Raw genomic sequence first — 20,912 nt, 5'->3', positions numbered from 1 at the left:
TCACAGCTTCGCGCGGAGCTTCGTCAGCATCGTGTCCGCCCGCTCCCGCGCCCGCTCGAGCGACGCGTACTCGGTGGTGGCGAGGGCACCGAACCCGAAGGTGTCCTGTCCGCGCTCCGCCGTGAGTGCGGACACTTCCCGGTACGCCGTCGTCGCGTGGGCGGCGTCGAGCACCTCCCCGAGGGTCTCCTGCACCCGCTCGAGCCGTCCCAGCCGGCGCTTCCCGAGGTCGGCAGCGTCGACGGCGGCCTCGAGCGCGTACCGGAGTCGCCGTGCCGCCTTCCGGGCCTCGTGCAGGTCGTCCAGCTCGGCGGTCCCGTGCCGCAGCGTCTTCCGGACCCGCTCCCGCTCGTGGGCGATCTGCCGGACCGCGAAGGCCGGGGCGGCATCGTCGGCGTGCGGCCCGCGCGGCGCCCGTTCGACCAGGTCGTCCAGGTGGTCGAGCGCCGCGAACCACGTCGCCGACCGGAGCGACTGCCGGAGGTCCGCTGCCGCAGCATCACGCGTCGCGGCGATGTGCGCTCCGAACCGGTCGAGCGTGGCGGCGTCGACGTAGCCCTCGGGTGCCCGTGCGGCGGTGCGGAACAGCCGGTCACGCAGCACCTCGGCATCACGGGCGACCCCCGCCACCCCGGCGACCGTGGCCAGTTCGGCGCGCAGGGTCTCGGTCGCACCGCGGTCGAGCGCGCCCCGGTAGGCGGCGAGCACGCTCCGGAGCCGACGGAGCACCTTCCGGAGCTCGTGCACCGACTCCCGCTCGTCCGCCCGGACCCGGGGATCCACTGCGACGAGGTCCGTCCGCAACGCCCGGAGGACCTCGCGCAGGGCTGCCGCCGCAGTCCCCGGACGTGGGCGCTTCGTCGTGCCGCTGCGCCGGACGGGCCCGAGCCGAGGCTCCGTCCGCGGCGTGGCAGGGACGTCGGCCGCGTCGGCCAGTGCCCGTTCCGCAGCCCGCGCGACCGCCCCGGTTCGCCCGTCGTCGCTCAGCGCCCACCACCTGGCCGATCGCAGCAGGGTCGTGTCCGGCTCGCCCTCGTCGACCCGGACGTCGGCGACCTCGGCCCGCAGCCGGCCGTCAGCCCCGCGCAGCTCGACGAGCGTCGTCACGGTGTCGCGGATCCGACGCACCGCGAGCTCCCGCCCGCGCAGGAACACCTCCACCTGGTCCCGCGGCACGGAGTCGTCCGCCGACGGCACCGGCACCGGCCCTGCACCGCGATCGATGCTCCACCCGGTGTCGGACCGCAGCAGCTCCACTCCTTCGGTGGCGAGGATGCGGTCGTCGGTGTCCCACAGGGTCTCGCGCACCACGACTGGTTCGCGGCGGCGGACCTCGTCGGCGAACGGTTCGAGCGCGGGGAGCCGTCGCTCGTCGGGGATGCGCCACGTGCAGCGCGGGTCGGTGCGGGCCTCTGGGTCACGGAACTGGGTCGGCATGTCGACGAGTGTCGTCCGCTCCGCCTGGCTCGTCCCGACGGTCGTCGCGTTCTGTGGACGGATCCGCTCCGTGCGCGCCCTGTGGAGGACCCGACACCGCTCCAGGGCCCGACGCGTACGTTCGCAGCATGAGCGACGAGGCACCCGACGCGGCCACCGAGCCGACCACCGAGCCCACCGACCGCACGCTCGAGGGGTGGATTGCCCACCAGCGCTGGTACACCGCGAAGGGCAGCACGCCGCGGCTCACCACCATCTCGCGCACCGACGGCACGCGCCTCGTCCTCGACGACGCCCCGACCGGCCCCGTCCTCTACCAGGCCCCGGTGACCACCGCGGCGACCGGCGAGGACCCGACCGCACCGATCGACGCCACCACCGACCCCGAGTGGGTGCAGGGCCTCGCCGAACGCATCGACGCCGACCCGGACAGCCTCCGCCCGATCGGTACGGTCACCTCCTCCCGCGTCCTGAGCGGTGAGCAGTCGAACACCTCGGTCATCTGCGACACCGCCTCCGGCGAGCAGGTCATCGTCAAGGTCTTCCGTGTCCTGCACCACGGCGACAACCCGGACGTCACGACGCAGCTCGCCCTCTCCGCGGCCGGCAGTGCCCGGGTCCCGAACGTCTACGGCGCCCTCAGCAGCACCTGGCCCGACACCGGCCGGCCCGAGGGGACCGCCAGCGGACACCTCGCCTTCGCGCAGGAGTTCCTCCCCGGCCTCGAGGACGCCTGGCGCGTCGCCCTCCGGGACGCCCGGTCCGGCACGTCGTTCGCGACCGACGCCGAACGGCTCGGGGTGGCGCTCGCCGAGGTCCACGGCACGCTGGCCCGCGCGCTCCCGACGGAGCCGGCGGGCGACGACCGTCGTGCGGCCGCCGTCGCCACGATGCACGCCCGACTCGACGCTGCAGCACGTGAGGCACCCGCCGTCGCCGAGCACGTCGACGCCGTCCGCAGCGTCTACGAACGCGCCGCAGCCGTCGGGTGGCCGGATCTGCAGCGCATCCACGGCGACCTGCACCTCGGCCAGGTCCTCGCCGCACCGGAACCGCGCGGATGGGTCTTCCTGGACTTCGAGGGAGAACCGCTCCGACCGCTCACCGAACGCTCCGTCCCGGACGTCACCCTCCGCGACGTCGCCGGCATGCTCCGGTCCTTCGACTACGTCGCCGGAGCACTCGCGCAGGACGACGACCCGGTCGACGCGGGCGAGTGGGCGCACGCGGCGCGATCGGCGTTCCTCGACGGCTACCAGCGCGGGATCGGTGTCGATCTCCGGGAGCACCGCGAACTGCTCGACGCGTTCGAACTCGACAAGGCCGTGTACGAGGTCGTCTACGAGACCCGCAACCGACCCGGCTGGGTCGGCATCCCGCTCGCAGCCGTCACCCGCCTGGTCTTGCGCAGCGCGACCTGAGACGGCGACCACCGGTCGAGAGAACGACCCCACGACGGACTGGAGGCCCGTGGCGGCGTCGCCACGGGCCTCCAGGCCGTCATCCGGTCGCGCTGGTCAGTTGACCGGACCGGTGTACTTCTCACCCGGACCCGCGCCCGGCGCGTCCTGGATGGCGGATGCCTCACGGAAGGCGAGCTGCACCGACCGCAGGCCGTCGCGGAGCGGCCGCGCGTGGTGGTCGCCGATCTCGGTCGCGGCCGCCGTGACCAGCCCGGCGAGGGCCGTGATGAGCTTCCGGGCCTCGTCGAGGTCGGTCTGCTCCTGCGGGTCGTCCGCCAGGCCGACCTTCACGGCCGCGGCACTGAGCAGGTGCACGGCGACGGTGTTGATGAGCTCGACCGCGGGCACCTCCGAGATGTCGCGGGCGGCCTCGTCGGCGTCCGAGGTGGTCTCGTCGGGGGCTGGGCTGTCGGTCACGGTGCTCCTCTGCTAGACTGTGTGGCGGCAGATGCTGTCTGCGTGCCCGAACTCGTGCGAACGAGGGCGAACACACCGACAGCGTCACGAAAGAGGAGTCTCTCCCACCCGCGGCCGCGCATCACCAGGCTACCGGGTCCACACCGCTCCACCGGCGTCCGCGCCGGTCGGCCGTCCCGCAGGGGTCGGCGTCGGGCGGCTGCCGAACGGGTTCCGATCCGTGCGTCAGATCTCCTCTCTCGTGCCGTCGTCCAGAGCAACAGCTCCGGACGGCCACCACCTGATTGAAGGAGCTCCGCATCACCGATCCCCGTACCAACGACCGAATCCGCGTCCCCGAGGTCCGACTCGTCGGCCCCCAGGGCGAGCAGGTCGGCGTTGTCCCCATCGCCGTCGCACTGCGCCTCGCGCAGGAAGCCGAGCTGGATCTGGTCGAGGTCGCGCCGAACTCGAAGCCGCCCGTGGCCAAGATCATGGACTACGGAAAGTTCAAGTACGAGGCCGCTCAGAAGGCCAAGGAAGCGCGTCGCAACCAGGTGAACACCGACCTGAAAGAGGTCCGTTTCCGCCTGAAGATCGACGTGCACGACTACGAGACGAAGCGCAAGCGCGCCGAGGGGTTCCTCCTCGGTGGCGACAAGGTGAAGGCGATGATCCTCTTCCGTGGTCGCGAGCAGTCGCGTCCGGAGCAGGGTGTCCGTCTCCTCCAGAAGTTCGCCGAGGAGATCGCTGAGTTCGGCGTCGTCGAGTCGCGTCCGACCCAGGACGGCCGCAACATGACGATGATCATCGCCCCGCTCAAGAACAAGTCCGACGTCAAGGGCGAGCAGAACGCCAAGCGCGCTGCTCAGAAGGCCGAGCGTCGCGCGACGGAGCACGCTGCCAAGGGCAAGGACGAGGCAGATGCGCCCGCCGAGTCCGTGCAGTCGGAGACTCCGGCCGAATAGGGTTCCGGCCGAACAGGTCACCCCAGACCGATCCGGCGCAGTTCCTCCAACCGCAATGGCGCGGCCCCCCATCCACCCCACGGAAAGGCACCACCATGCCCAAGCAGAAGACCCACTCCGGGTCGAAGAAGCGCTTCAAGGTCACCGGCAGCGGCAAGATCATGAAGCAGCAGGCCGGTATGCGTCACAACCTCGAGGTCAAGTCTGCCAAGCGCAAGGCCCGCCTCAACGAGGACCAGGTCCTCGCACCGGCTGACGCGAAGAACGTCAAGAAGCTCCTCGGCCACTGAGCCCCGCAGAACGTAAAGGAATAGATCAATGGCACGAGTAAAGAGAGCGGTCAACGCCGCCAAGAAGCGCCGCGTCATCCTCGAGCGCGCCGAGGGCTACCGCGGCCAGCGTTCGCGTCTGTACCGCAAGGCCAAGGAGCAGGTCACCCACTCCCTCGTCTACGCGTACCGCGACCGTCACGCCAAGAAGGGCGAGTTCCGTCGCCTCTGGATCCAGCGCATCAACGCTGCCTCCCGTGCGAACGGCCTGACCTACAACCGCCTCATCCAGGGTCTCAACCTGGCCGGCGTCGAGGTCGACCGTCGCATCCTCGCCGACCTCGCGGTGAACAACCCCGAGACGTTCGCGGCGCTCGTCGAGACCGCCAAGAACGCGCTGCCGGCCGACACCTCGGCCCCGAAGGCCGCGTAGTCAGCGTCTGCTGCTCACGAGACCCCCGCCGGATCCGGCGGGGGTCTCGTCGTTCCTCCACCGGCGTCGTTCCTAGACTGGTGGCGTGAGCGATCTCCTCGAGAACCCCCGTGCCGGCCGCGTCAAGGCCGTCGCCGCCCTGTCCAAGAAGGACGTCCGTGCGGACACCGGACTCTTCCTGCTCGAGGGACCGCAGGCGGTGCGCGAGGCGATCGAGTACCGCCCGGAGCTCCTCCGTGAGCTGTACGTGACGCCGACGGCGGCTGCGCGCTACGCGCTCGACGACGCGCCGGTCGACACCTGGTTCGTCACGGAGCAGGTGCTCGAGGCGATGGCGGACACGGTCACGCCGCAGGGCGTCGTCGCGGTGTGCCAGCAGTTCCCGACGTCGGTCAAGGACGTCTTCCCCGACACCGCCGACGGCCTGGAGGCGCGTGGCGGCCTCCCGGGGATCGTCGCGATCCTCGAAGAGGTGCGTGATCCCGGCAACGCCGGCACCATCATCCGTGCCGCCGATGCCGCTGGCGCCGACGCGGTCGTCCTCACCGGGCGGAGCGTCGACCCGTACAACCCGAAGGTGGTCCGGTCGACCACCGGGTCGCTCTTCCACGTGCCGGTCTCGGTGGGCGTGACGCTCGCCGACGCGGTGTCCCGTGCGCGCGGCCTCGGCTACACGATCCTCGCCGCCGACGTCTCCGGCGACGACCTCCCGGTGGTGCGCGCCGAGGGGATGCTCGACGGTCCGACCGCGTGGGTCTTCGGGAACGAGGCCCGCGGGCTGACGGCCGAGGACCTGGCGCTCGTCGACCGGGCGGTGAAGGTGCCGATCTACGGCAAGGCGGAGTCGATGAACCTCGCGACCGCCGCGTCGGTGTGCCTGTACGAGTCGGCGTTCGCGCACCGGACGGCGTAGTCCTCCACACGAGGGGTCGGCGCCGGATCCCTCCACAGTCCGTCTGGTGCAGGACGGCGGTATCCCAGGGGCCGGTAGGCTTGGGCCTCGTGTCAGAACCTCTCGAGATCAGCGAATCGGCCGTCGCCGACGCCGTGGACCAGGCCCTCGCAGCGGTCCGTGCCACGACGACCGTCGCCGAGCTGAAGCAGGCCCGGGCCGAGCACACCGGTGAGCAGTCGCCGTTGGCGCGGATGAACGCGTCGATGCGCAGCGTGCCGCCGGAGCAGAAGGCCGCTGCCGGAAAGCTCGTCGGACAGGCCCGCGGCCAGGTCAACAAGGCCGTCGCAGAGCAGGAAGCCGTGCTCGCCGAGGCCGAGGAACGCGCACGACTCGACGCCGAGCGCGTCGACGTCACGGCGCTCCCGACCCGTCGCGGTCCCGGTTCCCGTCACCCGCTGTCGCTCCTCAACGAGACCGTCGCCGACATCTTCGTCGGCATGGGGTGGGAAGTGGCGGAGGGCCCCGAGCTCGAGCACGAGTGGTTCAACTTCGACGCGCTGAACTTCGACCCGGACCACCCGGCGCGCGCCATGGCGGACACGATCTTCGTCGAGCCCGTCGAGCGCCACCTGGTCATGCGGACGCACACCTCACCGGTGCAGGTGCGGTCGCTGCTCTCCCGCGACCTCCCGCTCTACGTGATCGCCCCGGGGCGGGTGTACCGCGCCGACGAGCTCGACGCAACGCACCTGCCGGTCTTCACCCAGGTCGAGGGCATCGCGATCGACAAGGGCCTCACGATGGCGCACCTCCGCGGGACGCTCGAGCACTTCGCCCGGCAGATGTTCGGCGCCGAGGCGCAGATCCGTCTGCGCCCGAACTACTTCCCGTTCACCGAGCCCAGCGCCGAGATGGACGTCTGGCAGCCGAACGCCAAGGGTGGCGCGCGGTGGGTCGAGTGGGGCGGCTGCGGCATGGTCAACCCCAACGTCCTGCGCTCGGCGGGCATCGACCCGGACGAGTACCAGGGCTTCGCGTTCGGCATGGGCATCGAGCGGACGCTGCAGTTCCGCAACGGCCTGAACGACATGCGTGACTTCCTCGAGGGCGACATCCGCTTCTCGCAGCAGTTCGGAACGGTGGTCTGATGCGCGTCCCACTCCGTTGGCTCGGCGAGTCCGTCGACCTCCCCGACGACGTCACCCTCGAGCACGTCCACGCGGCGCTCGTGTCGGTGGGCTTCGAGGAAGAGGACGTCCACACCTACGACCTCACCGGACCGATCGTCGTCGGCCGGGTGCTCGAGCGTGCGCCGGAGCCGCAGAAGAACGGCAAGACGATCAACTGGTGCCAGGTGGACGTCGGCGAAGCCGAGCCCCGCGGCATCGTCTGCGGTGCGCACAACTTCGACGTCGGTGACCTCGTCGTCGTGACGCTGCCCGGAGCCGTGCTGCCCGGGCCGTTCCCGATCGCCGCACGCAAGACCTACGGGCACGTGTCCGACGGGATGATCGCCTCGGCCCGCGAACTCGGTCTCGGCGACGAACACGACGGCATCCTCCGCTTCGCCGACCTCGGCATGGAGCCGGCGGTCGGGCAGGACGCCATCGCCCTGCTCGGACTCGACGACGCCGCGGTGGAGATCAACGTCACCCCCGACCGTGGCTACGTGATGAGCATGCGCGGTGTCGCCCGCGAGTACGCCCACGCCACGGGTGCGAGCTTCCACGACCCGGTCGACCGCGTCACGCCCCGCTCCGGCGAAGGGTTCCCGGTCACCGTCGACGACCAGGCACCGATCCGCGGCCGCGTCGGGGCGAGCACCTTCGTCACACGCGTGGTGCGGGGGATCGATCCGACCGTGAAGACACCGGCTTGGATGGTGTCGCGGCTGGCGCTTGCGGGTGTCCGCTCGATCTCGCTGCCCGTCGACATCACGAACTACGTCATGTTCGAGCTGGGGCAGCCGCTCCACGGGTACGACCTGGCGAAGGTCGAGGGTGGACTCGGCGTCCGCCGTGCGGCGGCGGGCGAGACGCTCACGACGCTCGACGGGGTGCAGCGGAAGCTCGACCCGGAGGACCTGGTCATCACCAACCACGCCGGCCCCGTCGGCCTCGCCGGTGTGATGGGCGGCGCCCGCACCGAGATCTCGGACACCACCACCGACGTCCTGATCGAGGCTGCCGGCTTCGACCAGGTGTCGATCGCCCGGACCGCCCGCCGGCACAAGCTGCCGAGCGAGGCGTCGCGTCGCTTCGAGCGTGGCGTCGACCCGCTCGTCGCCGAGGCCGCGGCGAACCGTGCGGTGGAGCTCCTCGTCGAACTCGCCGGCGGCACCGCCGACGGACTCGGCTCGACGCTCGTCGACACCGCCCCGCGGCCGACCGTGTCGATGCGCCTCTCGCGCCCCAGCGAGCTGATCGGTGTCGAGTACACCGATGCCGAGGTCATCGACACCCTCCGTGCGCTCGGCGCGACGGTCGACGTCGACGGCGAGGTCCTCGCGGTCACCCCGCCGACCTGGCGCCCCGACCTCACCGACGACACCACGCTCGTCGAAGAGGTGGCGCGCATCGTCGGCTACGACCGCATCCCGAGCGTCCTGCCGGTCGCACCGCCCGGTCGCGGGCTCACGGCGCACCAGCTCGCACGCCGCCGGGTCGCGGCCGCCCTCGCCGCCGACGGCGTCGTCGAGGTCGTCACGGCGCCGTTCGTGTCGCAGGCCACGCAGGACGCCTACCCGGGCATCGACGGCGACGGCGGCCCCAGCGTCGTGCTCGCGAACGCCCTCGACAGCGAGCAGAACCGCCTCCGCCGCAGCGGTCTCCCGGCGTTGGTCGACGCCGCTCGACGGAACGTCTCGCGCGGGCTCGTCGACGTCGCGCTGTACGAGACCTCGCGCGTGTTCCTGCCCGTGCAGGGCGTCTCCCTCGGCACCGAGACGGTGCCGGACGGGGGGACGCTGCCCGACCGCGAGACCCTCGCGGCGCTCGACGCGTCCCTGCCGCCGCAGCCGTTCCACGTGTCCGCACTGCTCACCGGCAACCGGGTCGTGAAGCAGCCGGGCGTGCAGCCCGAGCCCTACGGCATCGCGGACGCCCTCGACGTGGCCCGCACCGTGGCGTGGGCCGTCGGCGTCGAGCTCGACGTCGTGCAGACGACGCACCCGTCCCTGCACCCGGGCCGAGCGGCATCGCTCCTCGTGGGTGACGCCGTCGTCGGCGTCGCGGGCGAACTCCTGCCCGAGCTGACCGAGGCCGCGGTCCTGCCGCGGGTGGTCGCCGTCGTCGAACTCGACCTCGACGCCCTGGTCCGGGCGGCACCGGAGCTCGTGTCCGTGGCACCGATCGTGTCCTACCCGGCGGCGACGCAGGACCTCTCCCTGGTGGTGGGTGTCGACGTGCCGGCGGGCGAAGTACTGGATGCGGTCCGCGGTGGTGCCGGAGACCTGTTGGAGTATGCTCGGCTCGTGGATGACTACCGGGGCACCGGCGTGGACGAGGGACAGAAGTCCCTGACGTTCGCGCTGCGGTTCCGCGCCACGGACCGCACCCTGACCGCTGCCGAGGCCTCCGAGGCCCGTGACGGCGCTGTCCGACGTGCCGGCGACCGATTCGGGGCGACCCTGCGCGACTGACCCCCATCGGGATCAGCACCGCCCGGGGCCGCCGCCTCCGATTCTCTCGACGACCAGTCCGACCAAAGGTGGAATCCCATGTCCGTATCCGTCGCCGTGGCGGGAGCCTCCGGCTACGCGGGTGGTGAGCTCCTGCGGGTGCTCTCCGCCCATCCCGAGTTCGACGTCAGGACGGTTACGGCGTTCTCGAACGCCGGACAGCCGCTCATCGCGACGCAGCCGCACCTCCGCTCGCTGTCGCACCTGACCCTCGTCGAGACCACGGCGGAGAACCTGCGCGGACACGACGTGGTGTTCCTGGCGCTGCCGCACGGGCAGTCCGGGGCGATCACGGCGGAGCTCGGGGACGACGCCCTCGTGGTGGACTGCGGCGCCGACCACCGGCTGACGGACCCGGCCGCATGGGAAGCGTTCTACGGCGGCGACTACTACGGAGCGTGGACCTACGGGCTGCCCGAGCTCCTGCTCGCGGCTCCCGTCCCCGGGTCGGCAGAAGAGTGGCGGGACGTCGACGACATCCAGGCCCAGAGCCGGCAGCGCTCGGCGCTGGTCGGCACGAAGCGGATCGCGGTCCCCGGGTGCAACGTCACCGCGGTGACGCTCGGCATCCAGCCCGGCATCCAGGCCGGGCTCGTCGAGTCGGACGACCTGGTGGCCGTGCTGAGCGTCGGCCCCAGTGGCGCCGGCAAGAAGCTCGCGACGACCTACCTGGCGTCCGAGATCATGGGATCGGCCAGCGCGTACGCGGTCGGCGGGAAGCACCGGCACATCCCGGAGATCCAGCAGAACCTCGCCGTGGCGGGCGCGTCGGACGTGACGATCTCGTTCACGCCCGTCCTCGTGCCGATGTCCCGCGGCATCCTCGCCACGACGACCGCGAAGCTCGCCCCCGGGGTGAGCGCCCGCGACGTCCGTCTCGCGTGGGAACAGGCCTACGCGGACGAGCCGTTCGTGCACCTGCTCCCCGAGGGTGAGTTCCCCCGGGTCGCCGACACCATCGGCGCGAACACCGCGCTGGTCGGCATCGCCGTCGACGAGGCCGCCGGTCGGGTCGTCGCAGTGACCGCCCTCGACAACCTGGCCAAGGGCACCGCCGGTGCGGCCGTCCAGTCGACCAACATCGCCCTGGGTTTCCCGGAGACCCTTGGCCTCAGCGTGGACGGAGTCGCACCGTGACCGACGTGAGCCAGACCACCCAGACCGAACCGGGCCTCCAGGGCGTCACCGCGGCAGCGGGCTTCCGTGCTGCCGGCGTCACCGCCGGGCTCAAGCCGAGCGGCCGCCCCGACGTGGCGCTCGTCGTCAACGACGGTCCCGCCGCCGCCGTGGCAGCCGTCTTCACCAGCAACCGTGCGCAGGCGCACCCCGTCATCTGGTCCCGCCAGGTCGTCGGCGACGGCGTCGCCCGCGCGGTCGTCCTGAACTCCGGCGGCGCGAACTGCTTCACCGGCCCGTTCGGGTTCCAGACGACGCACCTCACGGCCGAAGCGGTCGGCGAGGCGCTCGGTATCGGAGCGGGTGACGTCGTGGTGTGCTCGACCGGCCTGATCGGTGTCGGCGACCAGACGTTCCGCGACAACGTCCTCAGGGGCGTCGACCTGGCGAGCACGGCGCTCTCCACCGAGGGCGGTCCCGACGCCGCGACGGCGATCATGACCACCGACACCAAGGCCAAGCAGTCCGTGGTGACCGAGGACGGCTGGACCGTGGGCGGGATGGCCAAGGGCGCGGGCATGCTCGCCCCCGGCCTCGCGACCATGCTCGTCGTGATCACGACGGACGCGGTCCTCGCGTCCGACGAGCTCGACCAGGCGCTCCGCGCCGCGACCCGGGTGACGTTCGACCGCGTCGACTCCGACGGGTGCATGTCCACCAACGACACCGTGGTGCTGCTGTCCTCCGGGGCGAGCGGCGTCACCCCCGAGGTCGGCGACTTCCAAGAGGCACTCACCGCGGTGTGCGCGGACCTCGCCCGCCAGCTGCAGCAGGACGCCGAGGGCGCGAGTCACGACATCGCGATCTCCGTCGTCGGCGCGGCCAGCGAGGACGACGCCGTGACGGTCGGCCGGAGCGTGGCACGGAACAACCTGTTCAAGGCGGCGGTGTTCGGCAACGACCCGAACTGGGGCCGGGTGCTCGCAGCGATCGGCACGACCGACGCCGAGTTCGATCCCTACGCGGTCGACGTGTCCATGAACGGCGTCCGCGTCTGCCACGCCGGTGCGCCGGACCAGCCGAGCGACGCGGTCGACCTGACGCCGCGCGACACGCACGTGCTCATCGACCTCGGGGTCGGGCCGTACGCCGCCACCATCCTCACCAACGACCTCACGCACGACTACGTGCACGAGAACAGCGCCTACTCCAGCTGATGAGTGACCTGACGAAGCAAGAGGAGCACGAGCTCGCGGCGGTCAAGGCCGCGACGCTCATCGAGTCCCTGCCGTGGCTGAAGCGGTTCTCCGGCAAGATCGTCGTCGTCAAGTTCGGCGGCAACGCGATGATCAACGAGGACCTCAAGCGCGCGTTCGCCGAGGACATGGTCTACCTGCGGTACGCCGGGCTCCACCCGGTCGTCGTGCACGGTGGCGGCCCGCAGATCTCCGCGGCACTCAAGGAACAGGGCATCGAGTCCGAGTTCCGGGGCGGGTACCGCGTCACCACGACCGAGGCGATCTCCGTCGTCCGCGACGTCCTCGCCGGCGAGGTCAACCGCGAGATCGTCGACCTCGTCAACGAGCACGGCCAGGGGTTGGCCGTCGGCGTGTTCGGTGACGGCGGTTCGCTCTTCACCGGCGAGAAGAAGGGTGTCGTCGTCGACGGCGAGCACTTCGACCTCGGTCACGTCGGCGACATCACGCACGTCGACCCGTCCGGGGTCCTCGCCGCGATCGAGGCCGGCCGGATCCCGGTGGTGTCCAGCATCGCGATCGACGACGCGCACCCGGACCAGGCGCTCAACGTGAACGCCGACGCCGCGGCAGGCGCACTCGCGATCGCGCTCAAGGCGTCGAAGCTCATGATGCTCACCGACGTGCCGGGCCTCTACCGGAACTGGCCGGACCGCGACTCGATCGTCGACCTGATCGCGGTCGAGGAACTCCGCGAACTCCTGCCCTCGCTCGAGTCGGGCATGATCCCGAAGATGACCGCGTGCCTCGACGCCGTGGTCGGTGGGGTCGGCGGCGCCACCATCATCGACGGCCGGATCCCGCACTCGATCCTGCTCGAGGTCTTCACCCTGCGGGGCGCGGGCACCGAGGTGATCCCGGACCCCAGCCGTCGCACCGAGAACCAGATGACCCACGCGGAGATCGGCCGACGAGTCGCGTCCCCGACGAGCACCGCCGGCCTCGGCGGCGGACGACACGAAGCAAGCACGACCGAGCACGTCACCACGACTGAGCACGTCACCACGACCGAGCAGGTCGCGACGACCGAGGAAGGACACGCGCAGTGAGCACCGAGACGCAGACCGAGACCTGGAACGACCGGTTCGGGGCGTCGCTCATGCGATCCCTGACCCCGCCGAAGATCATGCTCGAGCGCGGGCTGGGCTGCCGCGTCTGGGACGTCGACGGCAACGAGTACCTCGACTTCCTCGCGGGCATCGCGGTGAACTCCCTCGGCCACGCGCACCCCGTGCTCGTCGAGGCGATCGCCGACCAGGCGGCGAAGCTCGTGCACGTGTCGAACTACTTCGCGACGCCGCCCCAGCTCGAGCTCGCCGAGCGCCTCAAGCGCATCACGGGCGCCGGCGACTCCGGCCGCGTGTACTTCGGCAACTCCGGTGCCGAGGCCAACGAGGCCGCCTTCAAGCTCGCGCGCCTCAACCGGGGCGCCGACGGTGGCAAGACCCGGATCCTCGCGCTGAAGCAGGGGTTCCACGGCCGCACGATGGGCGCGCTCGCGCTCACCGGCAAGCCCGCGCTGCAAGAGGACTTCCTGCCGATGGTGCCGGGGGTGGAGCACATCGACTCGACGGTCGCCGCGCTCGAGGCTGCGATCGACGACACCGTCGCCGCACTGATCGTCGAGCCCATCAAGGGCGAGGCCGGCGTCGTCGACCTGCCGGAAGGCTTCCTGCTCGCCGCTCGTCGGCTGACCGAGGAGCACGGCGCGCTCTTCATCCTCGACGAGATCCAGACCGGCGTAGGCCGGACCGGCAACTGGTTCACCTACCAGGGCCACGGGTTCACCCCGGACGCCATCACGATCGCCAAGGGCATCGCCGGCGGGTTCCCGATCGGTGCGCTCGTGACCTTCGGGTGGGCGTCCGACCTGTTCTCCGCCGGCCAGCACGGCTCGACGTTCGGCGGCAACCCGCTCGGCACGCGCGTCGCGAACGCGGTGCTCGGCGAGATCGAGCGCGCTGACCTGGTCGCTGGCGCGGTCGTCAAGGGTGAGCGCATCCGTGCGGGCATCGCGAGCATCGCCTCCCCGCTGGTCGAGGAAGTCCGCGGCACCGGCCTGCTCATCGGGGTCGGTCTGACGGGCCCGTTCGCCGCCGCGATCAGCGCCGACGCCCTCCAGCGTGGCCTGATCATCAACGCCCCCAACGAGTCGAGCCTGCGCATCGCGCCGCCGCTCATCGTGTCCGACGCCGAGATCGACGAGTTCGTGTCGATCCTTGACCAGAGCCTCGCGGCCGTCGCTGCCGAGCAGGGCACCGCTACCCAGGAGACCTCCGCATGACCCGCCACTTCCTCCGGGACGACGACCTCAGCCAGGCCGAGCAGTCCGCGATCCTCGACCTCGCCGAGCAGATGAAGGCCGACCGCTGGGGCGCGAATCCGCTCGCGGGTCCGCAGAGCGTCGCGGTGATCTTCGACAAGTCGTCGACCCGCACGCGGGTGTCGTTCCACGTCGGCATCTCGGACCTCGGCGGCAGCCCGCTGATCATCTCGACGGCGAACAGCCAGCTCGGTGGCAAGGAGACGCCGTCGGACACCGCCCGCGTGCTCGAGCGGATGGTGTCGGCGATCGTCTGGCGCACGTACGGCCAGGCCGGGCTCGAAGAGATGGCGGCGAACACCTCCGTCCCCGTCGTGAACGCCCTCTCCGACGACTTCCACCCGTGCCAGCTCCTCGCCGACCTCCTGACGATCCGTGAGCACCGCGGCACCCTCGCGGGCCAGACCGTGGCCTTCATCGGTGACGGCGCGAGCAACATGGCGCAGTCCTACCTCCTCGCCGGGGCGACGGCGGGCATGCACGTCCGTGTCGCAGCCCCCGCCGCGTTCTCGCCGGCGGCCGTCGTCGTCACGGACGCCGAGCGCCGAGCTGCCGAGACCGGCGGTTCGGTGATGGTCGTCACCGACCCGGTCGCTGCGGTGGCCGGCGCGGACGTCGTCGTCACGGACACCTGGGTCTCGATGGGCAAAGAGGACGAGAAGCAGTCGCGACTCGACACCTTCAACGGCTACCGCGTGGACGACGAGTTGATGGCGCACGCCGCCGACGACGCGGTGTTCATGCACTGCCTGCCGGCCGACCGTGGCTTCGAGGTCACGGCCGAGGTCATCGACGGCCCGCGCAGCATCATCTGGGACGAGGCGGAGAACCGTCTGCACGCCCAGAAGGCGCTCCTCGCCTGGCTCCTCGCGGCGAACTCGACGGGTTCCGACGCGACGCACGCGAACGCGCACGCGAACGCGAACGCGAACGCGAACACGACCGCGAACACGAACACGACCGCGCCCGCGAGCACGCACGACGGCGTCGGCACGACCGTGTCCGCCTGACACCGGAGACCGCAGTGGCAGACCGCGTCGTCCTCGCGTACTCCGGCAGCCTCGGCACCGCCGTCGCGATCGGCTGGCTGCGCGACGTCACCGGCAAGGACGTCGTCGCACTTACGGTCGACGTCGGCCAGGGCGGCGAGGACACCGGCGTGCTCCGACAGCGCGCGCTCGACTGCGGCGCAGTGGACTCGGTCGTCATCGACGCGAAGGACGAGTTCGCGGACGACCACCTGGTGCCCGCGCTCAAGGCCAACGCGCTCTACCAGAAGCGGTACCCCCTGGTGTCCGCGTTGAGCAGACCGCTCATCGCCAAGCACCTCGCGCTGACGGCGAAGCAGCTCGGCGCGGACACCGTGGCGCACGGGTGCACCGGAGTGGGCAACGACCAGGTCCGTTTTGAGGCCGCTGTCGCCGCGGTCGCGCCGGAGCTGACGAGCGTGGCCCCGGTGCGCGACCTCGCCCTGACGCCCGAGCAGGCGGTCGCGTACGCCACCGAGCACGGCCTCCCCGTCGGGCAGCCTGACGGGCCGGACACGATCGACCAGAACCTGTGGGGGCGTGCGGTGGAGACGGCGCCGCTGGAAGACCCGTGGACCGCCCCGGCCGAGGACCTCTACGCCCTCACGCAGGACCCGACCGTCCCGCGCGACGCGGACGAGGTGACGATCACGTTCGAGCAGGGCGTGCCCGTCGCGATCGACGGTCAGCGCTTCAGTGCGCTGCGGATCGTGCAGGAGTTGAACGCCCTCGCCGGCAAGCACGGGGTCGGGCGCGTCGACGTCGTCGAGGACCGCCTCGTCGGCATCAAATCGCGCGAGGTGTACGAGGCCCCGGCCGCAGTGGCACTCATCACGGCCCACGAGGAGCTCGAGAACCTCACGCTTGAACGCGACGTCCTCCGCTACAAGCGCCGGGTCGAGGCCGAGTGGGCCGACCTGGTGTACGACGGCCTCTGGTTCAGTGGGCTGAAGCGCAGCCTCGACGCCTTCGTGGACCACACCCAGCTGCACGTGACGGGCGACGTCCGGCTCCAGCTGCACGGTGGTCGTGCGGTCGTGACCGGGCGCCGCTCGAGCCAGAGCCTGTACGACTACGAGCTCGCCACGAACGACACCGCGGACCAGTCGCAGGCGAAGGGCTTCGTCGACATCTGGTCCCGTCCGAGCCGGATCGCCGCCCGACGCGACCGCGCCAACTGAAGCAAGAGCGACCACCGCCCGCACCGAGCACGACCACCACCCGCAACGAGCACGACCACCACCCCGCAACGAGCACGACCATCACCCCGCAACGAGTACGACAACCACCCCGCGCACCACCCACAACGAGCAGGACCGACATGACCGACGCGAACCAGCCCGCCGCCAAGACCGACGCCACCAACACCGGCGCCCTCTGGGGCGGCCGCTTCGCCGACGGCCCCAGCGCCGAGCTGGCCGCCCTGTCCCGGTCGACCCAGTTCGACTGGCAGCTCGCACCGTACGACATCGCCGGTTCGCGGGCGCACGCCCGTGCCCTGCAGACCGCCGGCTACCTCACCGGGGACGAGCTCGAGCGCATGCTCGCGGGCCTCGATCGCCTCGAGGAGCAGCACGCCACCGGCGAACTCGTCCCCGACGACAGCGACGAGGACGTCCACGGTGCCCTCGAGCGCCTCCTCATCGCCGACCTCGGTCCCGAGCTCGGCGGCAAGCTCCGCGCGGGTCGCAGCCGGAACGACCAGATCGCGACCCTCGGCCGGATGCACATGCTCGACCACGGGCGGCGGATCGGGCACCTGGTGATCGACCTCGTCGACGCGATCTCGCAGCAGGCGAACGAGCACCCGGGCGCGATCATGCCGGGCCGGACGCACCTGCAGCACGCGCAGCCGGTCCTCCTCGCCCACCACCTGCTGGCACATGCCTGGCCGCTGGTCCGCGACCTCGAGCGCCTGCACGACTGGTCGGAGCGCGCGAGCGTCAGCCCGTACGGTGCGGGTGCGCTGGCCGGCAGCTCGCTCGGGCTGGACCCCGCGGCGATCGCCCGCGAACTCGGTTTCGCCCGCCCGGCGGACAACTCGATCGACGCGACGGCCGCGCGCGACGTCGTCGCGGAGTTCGCCTTCGTCCTGGCGCAGATCGGTATCGACGTGTCCCGCCTGGCCGAGGAGATCATCCTCTGGAACACGAAGGAGTTCGGCTTCGTCCGCCTCCACGACGCGTTCTCGACGGGGTCGAGCATCATGCCCCAGAAGAAGAACCCGGACATCGCCGAGCTCGCGCGGGGCAAGTCCGGCCGTCTCATCGGCAACCTCACGGGGCTCCTCGCGACGCTGAAGGGCCTGCCCCTGGCGTACAACCGCGACCTGCAGGAGGACAAGGAGCCCGTCTTCGACTCGGTCGCGCAGCTCGAGGTCCTGCTGCCGGCGTTCACCGGCATGGTCGCGACGCTGACGTTCGACACGGACCGGATGGCGGAGCTCGCTCCGCAGGGCTTCTCGCTCGCGACGGACGTCGCCGAGTGGTTGGTCCGCCAGGGTGTGCCGTTCCGCGACGCCCACGAGGTCTCCGGTGCGCTCGTCCGGTACTGCGAGGAGCGCGGCATCGACCTCGACGACCCGACCGATGACGAGTACCGCAGCGTGTCCGAGCACCTGACCCCCGACGTCCGCGCCGTGCTGACGATCGAGGGCAGCGTCGCGTCCCGCGCCGGCGTCGGCGGGACCGCACCGGATCGCGTGGCGGAACAGCTCGCGTCGCTCACCGGCCGCGTCCGCACCCTCGCCGAGGGTGCGCCCTTCACCCGGTGACCAGCCCGTCCGCGGGAGCCCTGGCGCTCCTCACCGAGCCTGCACCGGTGTCCGCGCCGGCGCTGCTGGGCGCGACGATCTCGGGCCGCGGTGTGACCCTCCGCATCACCGAGGTCGAGGCCTACTTCGGCCCCACCGACCCGGGATCGCACGGGCACCGGGGCATCACTCCGCGCAACCGGCACCTCTTCGGACCACCGGGGACCCTGTACGCCTACCGCTCGTACGGCATCCACACCTGCGTCAACGTGGTGAGCGGGCCGGAGGGCACCTCGTCGGGGTCGCTCCTCCGTGCCGCCGAGGTCGTCGACGGCGTGGAGACCGCCCGGCAGCGTCGTGGCCCGTCCGTCGCCGACGTCGCGTTGGCCCGGGGTCCCGGCAACCTCGGCGGCGCACTCGGCGCCGTCCTCGGTGAGGACGACGGCACGGCACTCCTCGACGGGTCCGGTCCGTTCGTGCTGGCGCTGGCACCCGGCCTGGAGGCGCGGCTCGCCGCTGTCGGACCGGCACGCGTCGTCGAGGAACTCCTGCTCGAGAGCCGTCCCGGCCCCGCGGGGACCGGTCCGGTCCCACGGATCTCCCGGGGGCCGCGGACCGGCGTCGGCGGCATCGCCGGCGGGGCGCGGTTCCCCTGGCGCTTCTGGCTCACGGGTGACCCGACGGTCTCGACGTACCGACGTCACAAGGGCGCCCTCGACTGATCCCCACCGGCACGGCCGTCCCGCCGCTGGCGCGTCGCGCCGGAACCGGCGGCGTGGCCCCGGGGCCGCACCGCGCCTCCCGGCTTCCCTGCGCCGCTACGATGGCTGGGTGTCCAGTGAACCCGCGCACGACGTCCTGACGCGCCAGCAGAACGACCCGACCTTCGCCTCGGTCTGGGACGAACTGCGCTGGCGTGATCTGGTGCACGTCTCGACCGACGAGACCGCACTGCGAGAGGCCCTCGACGGCGAGCCGATCACGTACTACTGCGGGTTCGACCCCACTGCGCCCTCCCTGCACTGCGGCAACCTCCTCCAGCTCCTGACGATGCGGCGGATCCAACTGGCGGGGCACACGCCGCTCGCGCTCGTCGGCGGGTCGACCGGACTCATCGGTGATCCACGGCCGACCGCGGAGCGCACACTGAACACCCGCGAGACCGTGTCCGACTGGGTGACCCGGCTGCAGGGGCAGGTGTCGCGGTTCCTCAGTCCGGACGGCGACAACGGGGTGCGGTTGGTGAACAACCTCGACTGGACGGCGCCGCTGTCCGCCATCGACTTCCTCCGCGACATCGGCAAGTACTTCCGCGTCAACTCGATGCTCAAGAAGGACGCCGTCGCGGCACGGCTGAACTCCGACGCGGGGATCAGCTACACCGAGTTCAGCTACCAGATCCTGCAGGGGCTCGACTACCGCGAGCTCTTCCTGCGGTACGGGTGCACGCTGCAGACCGGCGGCTCGGACCAGTGGGGCAACCTGACCTCGGGCACGGAGCTCATCCGGCGTGCCGAAGGGGCGACGGTGCACGCGCTCGGGACGCCGCTGATCACGAACTCCGACGGTACGAAGTTCGGCAAGAGCGAGGGCAACGCGGTCTGGCTCGACCCGGAGATGACGTCGCCGTACGCGTTCTACCAGTTCTGGCTCAACACGACCGACGCCGACGTGATCGCGCGGTTGCGGCAGTTCACCTTCCTGTCCCGCGCGGAGATCGAACGGCTCGAGCAGGCGGTGGCGGACGAACCCTTCCGACGTGAGGCGCAGCGGACCCTGGCGTTCGAGGTGACCGCCGTCGTGCACGGAGTCGACGCGACGCAGGCGGCGATCGACGCCTCCGCGGCGCTGTTCGGCAACGGCGACCTCGGCGCACTCGACACCGCGACCCTCCGGGCGGCGATCGCCGAGCTCCCGGGCTCGGTGACGCTCGCCGGAGATGCCGACGTCGCCCGTGCCCTCGTCGACACCGAGCTGGTGAAGTCGCTGGGGGAGGCCCGTCGCGCGATCGACCAGGGCGGCGTGTACGTGAACAACACCCGTGCGGACGATGCGTCGACCCCGCTCGCCGAGCTCGCCCTGCCCGGGGGAGTGCTCGTGCTCCGTCGTGGCAAGAAGACCCTCGCGGGCGTGACGCTCGCCTGATCGTCCGTGTTCGCCGATGCCCGGTTCCCCTGGTGGGAACCGGGCATCGCTGCGTTCCGGCCCCTGTGTTGCACAAGGCGACACGCCCGGGATGTGGGGGGAGTTGGCACTCCCGCCCGGTGCTGCGTAAAATTCTTACTCGTCACCCCAAAGGTGCGGCGGAGCGGCTGGAGCGAAAGCCCAGAGCACGTCGGCCCTCAAGCGGGACCATCCTCCACTGAAGTTCAGATGTGGCCTTGCGCCGGATCGCTTCGACGCCTAGGATGACTACTCCACCGGTTCTCTCCCACGGGATGAGCCACTGGGTCTTCGGATCCGACGCAGGTCACACGACCTGACTGGTGGCAAGCCAAGTACACAAGCCTTGTGGCTGAAGCTCGAACACGAGTGGAAGAGCAAGTGCGTCTGGTCCTTGAGAACTCAACAGCGTGCACATTGTCAATGCCAATTTATTGATTGACCTCGTGCCTGGTCGGTTTTTCCGGCTGGGTCATGATGCAATTCCTTTTGGATTGAAGATTGTCAGTTGACAGTCAACAGTCAGAATCAACTCGGTCTGATGCCTTCGGGTGTTGGGTCTGTATTTTTTTACGGAGAGTTTGATCCTGGCTCAGGACGAACGCTGGCGGCGTGCTTAACACATGCAAGTCGAACGATGATGCCCAGCTTGCTGGGTGGATTAGTGGCGAACGGGTGAGTAACACGTGAGTAACCTGCCCCTGACTCTGGGATAAGCGTTGGAAACGACGTCT

General features: G+C 70.9%; 17 protein-coding genes, 1 rRNA gene and 1 pseudogene. 17 read left to right on the top strand and 2 right to left on the bottom strand.

Annotated features, from left to right (window positions below; genetic code table 11):
• Complete coding sequence (locus BLT36_RS00095; RefSeq protein ID WP_092090851.1) at window positions 1-1,437, bottom strand: CHAD domain-containing protein; 1,437 nt, start codon at window positions 1,435-1,437, stop codon at window positions 1-3.
• 128 nt (window positions 1,438-1,565) lie between these two features.
• Here BLT36_RS00095 and BLT36_RS00090 point away from each other — a divergent pair, with 128 nt between their 5' ends.
• Window positions 1,566-2,858, top strand: coding sequence for a phosphotransferase (locus tag BLT36_RS00090; RefSeq protein ID WP_092090849.1), 1,293 nt, complete (start codon window positions 1,566-1,568; stop codon window positions 2,856-2,858).
• A gap of 96 nt (window positions 2,859-2,954) precedes the next feature.
• On the opposite strand, the gene BLT36_RS00085 is transcribed toward BLT36_RS00090, so the two are convergent.
• Window positions 2,955-3,317, bottom strand: a complete 363-nt coding sequence (locus tag BLT36_RS00085) for a DUF1844 domain-containing protein (protein WP_092090847.1) — start codon at window positions 3,315-3,317, stop codon at window positions 2,955-2,957.
• A 284-nt stretch (window positions 3,318-3,601) separates the two neighbouring features.
• Here BLT36_RS00085 and infC point away from each other — a divergent pair, with 284 nt between their 5' ends.
• The 16 genes and pseudogenes from infC to BLT36_RS00005 form a co-directional block, all read left to right on the top strand.
• Window positions 3,602-4,264 (top strand): translation initiation factor IF-3, encoded by a 663-nt coding sequence (gene infC / locus BLT36_RS00080; protein WP_092090845.1) that lies wholly within the window; start codon window positions 3,602-3,604, stop codon window positions 4,262-4,264.
• 95 nt (window positions 4,265-4,359) lie between these two features.
• Window positions 4,360-4,554, top strand: coding sequence for a 50S ribosomal protein L35 (rpmI, locus tag BLT36_RS00075; RefSeq protein WP_092090843.1), 195 nt, complete (start codon window positions 4,360-4,362; stop codon window positions 4,552-4,554).
• 28 nt (window positions 4,555-4,582) lie between these two features.
• Window positions 4,583-4,966 (top strand): 50S ribosomal protein L20, encoded by a 384-nt coding sequence (rplT, locus tag BLT36_RS00070; protein ID WP_092090841.1) that lies wholly within the window; start codon window positions 4,583-4,585, stop codon window positions 4,964-4,966.
• A gap of 85 nt (window positions 4,967-5,051) precedes the next feature.
• A complete protein-coding gene (locus BLT36_RS00065) occupies window positions 5,052-5,879 on the top strand; it encodes a TrmH family RNA methyltransferase (RefSeq protein WP_092090839.1) in 828 nt (275 codons plus the stop codon).
• Between the two features lie 89 nt (window positions 5,880-5,968).
• Window positions 5,969-7,009 carry a phenylalanine--tRNA ligase subunit alpha gene (pheS, locus tag BLT36_RS00060; protein WP_092094161.1) on the top strand — a complete coding sequence of 347 codons (1,041 nt, stop codon included), beginning with the start codon at window positions 5,969-5,971 and terminating at the stop codon, window positions 7,007-7,009.
• Window positions 7,009-9,501 (top strand): phenylalanine--tRNA ligase subunit beta, encoded by a 2,493-nt coding sequence (gene pheT / locus BLT36_RS00055; protein ID WP_092090837.1) that lies wholly within the window; start codon window positions 7,009-7,011, stop codon window positions 9,499-9,501. Before pheS ends, pheT begins: the two co-directional genes overlap by 1 nt.
• A 78-nt stretch (window positions 9,502-9,579) precedes the next feature.
• Window positions 9,580-10,677, top strand: coding sequence for an N-acetyl-gamma-glutamyl-phosphate reductase (locus BLT36_RS00050; RefSeq protein ID WP_092090835.1), 1,098 nt, complete (start codon window positions 9,580-9,582; stop codon window positions 10,675-10,677).
• Window positions 10,674-11,873: a bifunctional glutamate N-acetyltransferase/amino-acid acetyltransferase ArgJ gene (argJ, locus tag BLT36_RS00045; protein WP_175529422.1), complete on the top strand. Its 1,200-nt coding sequence runs from the start codon at window positions 10,674-10,676 to the stop codon at window positions 11,871-11,873. Before BLT36_RS00050 ends, argJ begins: the two co-directional genes overlap by 4 nt.
• Window positions 11,873-12,961, top strand: coding sequence for an acetylglutamate kinase (gene argB / locus BLT36_RS00040; protein WP_254787253.1), 1,089 nt, complete (start codon window positions 11,873-11,875; stop codon window positions 12,959-12,961). Before argJ ends, argB begins: the two co-directional genes overlap by 1 nt.
• Window positions 12,958-14,196, top strand: a complete 1,239-nt coding sequence (locus BLT36_RS00035) for an acetylornithine transaminase (protein WP_092090833.1) — start codon at window positions 12,958-12,960, stop codon at window positions 14,194-14,196. The genes argB and BLT36_RS00035 overlap by 4 nt, the downstream gene beginning before the upstream one ends.
• A pseudogene (gene argF / locus BLT36_RS00030) lies at window positions 14,193-15,113 on the top strand (ornithine carbamoyltransferase); the annotation flags it as partial. The gene BLT36_RS00035 and the pseudogene argF, both read left to right, overlap by 4 nt.
• Window positions 15,114-15,259: 146 nt before the next feature.
• Window positions 15,260-16,444: an argininosuccinate synthase gene (locus BLT36_RS00025; protein WP_092090831.1), complete on the top strand. Its 1,185-nt coding sequence runs from the start codon at window positions 15,260-15,262 to the stop codon at window positions 16,442-16,444.
• A gap of 140 nt (window positions 16,445-16,584) precedes the next feature.
• Window positions 16,585-18,036: an argininosuccinate lyase gene (gene argH, locus BLT36_RS00020; RefSeq protein ID WP_092090829.1), complete on the top strand. Its 1,452-nt coding sequence runs from the start codon at window positions 16,585-16,587 to the stop codon at window positions 18,034-18,036.
• The gene (locus BLT36_RS00015; RefSeq protein ID WP_254787252.1) at window positions 18,033-18,737 is read left to right on the top strand and encodes a DNA-3-methyladenine glycosylase; all 705 of its coding nucleotides are present in this window, start codon (window positions 18,033-18,035) and stop codon (window positions 18,735-18,737) included. Before argH ends, BLT36_RS00015 begins: the two co-directional genes overlap by 4 nt.
• Before the next feature lie 109 nt (window positions 18,738-18,846).
• Entirely contained in the window at window positions 18,847-20,160 is a 1,314-nt protein-coding gene (gene tyrS / locus BLT36_RS00010) for a tyrosine--tRNA ligase (RefSeq protein ID WP_092090827.1), read from the top strand.
• Window positions 20,161-20,747: 587 nt separating this feature from the next.
• Window positions 20,748-20,912: ribosomal RNA gene (locus tag BLT36_RS00005) — 16S ribosomal RNA — on the top strand; the annotation flags it as partial.

The sequence above is a fragment of the Curtobacterium sp. UNCCL20 genome, assembly GCF_900101675.1.
GTDB lineage: Bacteria > Actinomycetota > Actinomycetes > Actinomycetales > Microbacteriaceae > Curtobacterium.
Note: the sequence above shows the minus strand (reverse complement) of the source record. Positions and strands in the feature narration are given on the sequence as shown.